Below are 3,076 nucleotides of genomic sequence, written 5' to 3' on the forward strand. Positions count from 1 at the left end.
CCCCGGCCCCGGCCCCCGCCGGACAAGCGTTGATCATGAAGTTATTGCCGCGACACGCCGTTGGGCCGGGCAATAACTTCATGATCAACGGGCTCAGCCCGGCCGGGACGGCACCGGGGTGGGGGGTCAGGAGGTGAGGATGGCGGCCAGCTGGGCCACGGCGTGGTCGATCTCCTCCTCGGTGACGACCAGGGGCGGGGCGAGGCGGATCGTGGAACCGTGGGTGTCCTTGACCAGGAGGCCCCGCTCCATCAGCCGCTCGCAGGCCTCGCGGCCGGTCATCAACGCCGGGTCGATGTCCAGCCCGGCCCAGAGGCCCCGGCCCCGTACGGCGACCAGCCCCTTGCCGACCAGCTCCCGAAGCCCGGCGTGCAGCCGCTCGCCCAGCTCGGCCGAGCGGCGCTGGAACTCGCCGGTCGCCAACATCCGGACCACCTCGACGGCCACGGCACAGGCCAGCGGGTTGCCGCCGAAGGTCGAACCGTGCTGGCCGGGCTTGAGCACACCGAGCACGTCGGTGTTCGCGACCACCGCGGAGACCGGCACGATGCCGCCGCCGAGCGCCTTGCCGAGCAGGTACATGTCCGGGACGACGCCCTCGTGGTCGCAGGCGAACGTCGCCCCGGTGCGGCCCAGGCCGGACTGGATCTCGTCGGCGATGAAGAGCACGTTCCGCTCGGTGCAGACCCGGCGGACGCCCGGCAGGTAGCCCTCCGGCGGTACGACGACGCCCTGCTCACCCTGGATGGGCTCGATCAGCACGGCGACGGTGTTCTCGTCGATGGCGGCGGTCAGCGCGTCCAGGTCGCCGTAGGGGACCACGGTGAACCCGGGCGTGTACGGCCCGAAGTCGGCCCGCGCGTCCTCGTCGGTGGAGAAGCTGACGATGGTGGTCGTACGCCCGTGGAAGTTGCCCTCGGCGACCACGATGTTGGCCTGGCCTGCCGGGACGCCCTTGACCTGGTAGCCCCACTTGCGGGCCACCTTGATCCCGGTCTCCACCGCCTCGGCGCCGGTGTTCATCGGCAGCACCAGGTCCTTGCCGCAGAGCTCGGCGAGTTCCCGGCAGAAGGCCGCGAACTGGTCGTGGATGAACGCCCGGCTGGTGAGGGTGAGCCGGTCGAGCTGCGCGTGCGCCGCGGCGACCAACTGCGGGTGGCGGTGGCCGAAGTTCAGCGCCGAGTAGCCGGCCAGGAAGTCGAGGTAGCGGCGGTCGTCCACATCGGTCAGCCAGGCGCCCTCGGCGGACGAGATCACCACCGGCAGCGGGTGGTAGTTGTGCGCGGTCCAGCGCTCCGCGTCGCGGACCGCGCCCGGCGTCCGCAGCATGTCGTCGACGATCACTTGCTTGCCTTTCCCTGTCGGAGTCGCAACGTGCAGCACTTCGGTCCGCCGCCCGCCTTACGCAGCTCGGACAGGTCGACACCGATGGTTTCGTAGCCCCGGTCGCGAAGCTTCGCGGCCAGGTCGGTGGCCTGCGCCGGCAGCACCACGTGCCGCCCGTCGCTGACCGCGTTCAGGCCGAGCACCTCGGCGTCGGCCATCGTGGCGTGCACCGCGTCCGGGAAGAGCCGGCGCAGGACGGCCCGGCTGCCGGGGGTGAACGCCTCCGGCAGGTACGCCACCGTGCGCTCGTCGAGCACGGTCAGCGCGGTGTCGAGGTGGTAGAAGCGCGGGTCGACCAGCTGCATGGTGATCACCGGGTAGCCGAAGACCTCCTGCAGCTGGGCGTGCGAGGCGTGCGCGGTGCGGAAGCCGGTGCCGGCGAGCAGCAGGTCACCGGCGAGGAGGATGTCGCCCTCGCCCTCGTTGACGTGCTTCGGGTCGTACATCTCGAAGCCGGCGGCCTCGAACCAGGCCCGGTAGGCCGGGGCCTCGTCGGCGCGCTGCGGGTCGCGGAACTGCACCGCCATCGCCTTGTCGTCGATCACGGTGCCGCCGTTCGCGGCGAAGACCATGTCGGGCAGGCCGGGCACCGGAGTGATCTCCTCGACGGTGTGGCCCAGGTCGCGGTAGACCTGCCGCAGCTGCTCCCACTGCCGGATCGCCAGGTCGGCGTCGACGGGCGCGGTCGGGTCCATCCACGGGTTGATCGCGTAGTCCACGGCGAAGTACGTCGGCCGGCACATCAGGAAGCGCTGGCGCGTCGCGTCCATCGTCATTGTCCTGCTCCCAGGGGTCGGGCGCGCCCGGCCACCGTCGGCCCACGGGCTGGCGCCGATGTTCAACGTTATTCGGCGCGGGCCGGCGGGATCCACCGCAGAGGATTGCGCAGGACGGCTGTTCATTGCGTCTGAGCCGACGTCCACGACGATTCGTTGCACGGAGCGCGCGGATGGGCGGCCCCTCCGGAGCCGGGCACGGTCACCCTCGTTCAACGACGGGCGGGGCCCGGTCGGGACGCCGGTGGCCGGGGCATCGACGGGGTCGCGCGTCGGGTGTGGCCGGCGCGGCCGGAGCCGCCCCCGGCCGGACACACATCAGGGGCGGCGAACCGCCGCCCCTGAAACTGTGTCGCCCGGCTGGTGAACCACCAGGCTGGTCGGGCTCGGCCGGTGAACCACCGGACCTGATCTCCGGCGCACCGCCGGCGAGCCGGACAGTGCCCGCTAGAACCGATCCACAAACTGTGAGTCAAGCCACTCCCGGAACCGCTGCACCCAGTCCCCGTCCGTGGTCGGCCAGTCGAAGAGCCCCGTCATCGCCAGCACCCCGACGACCACCGCGGTCAGGCCGAGAGCGACGCCGAGCAGTGCGTCGGTCTTGCCCGCGACGTGCCGACGCCGGGTGGCGATCAGGCCCAGCACCGAGAGGACCGCGCCGATCGCGCCCAGCCCGATCCCGTAGCCGGCGAGGGTGCCGGTCAGCACGAAGAGCGCCCCGGCGACCCCGACCACCAGGCCGAGGGTGGCGAGCAGGCTGGCGCGGGGCCGGGGGCCGGGCGTCACCGTCCGCGCCAGCTCGTCCGGCCGTACGTCCGCGTCGACCGGGCGATCCCGCTCGGGGCGTACGGCCCGGTCGCCGTCCCGCTCCTCGTCGGGGCGGGCGGGTGCCGGCCCGGGACGCAGCGCGGCGT

Annotated in this window: 2 protein-coding genes and 1 pseudogene; all 3 read right to left on the reverse strand. The window is 72.5% G+C overall.

Annotation, left to right across the window (positions count from 1 at the left end):
• Positions 1 to 126: 126 nt before the first annotated feature.
• On the reverse strand, positions 127 to 1,341 hold the full coding sequence (gene rocD / locus E1211_RS31435) for an ornithine--oxo-acid transaminase (protein ID WP_207915590.1): 1,215 nt from the start codon (positions 1,339 to 1,341) through the stop codon (positions 127 to 129).
• Positions 1,341 to 2,156: a dimethylargininase gene (gene ddaH, locus E1211_RS31440; protein WP_207915591.1), complete on the reverse strand. Its 816-nt coding sequence runs from the start codon at positions 2,154 to 2,156 to the stop codon at positions 1,341 to 1,343. The genes rocD and ddaH overlap by 1 nt, the downstream gene beginning before the upstream one ends.
• A gap of 453 nt (positions 2,157 to 2,609) precedes the next feature.
• Positions 2,610 to 3,076 (reverse strand): annotated as a pseudogene (locus E1211_RS31445) (DUF4190 domain-containing protein); the annotation flags it as partial.

It is taken from the genome of Micromonospora sp. 15K316, from assembly GCF_004348525.1.
Classification (GTDB): Bacteria; Actinomycetota; Actinomycetes; order Mycobacteriales; family Micromonosporaceae; genus Micromonospora.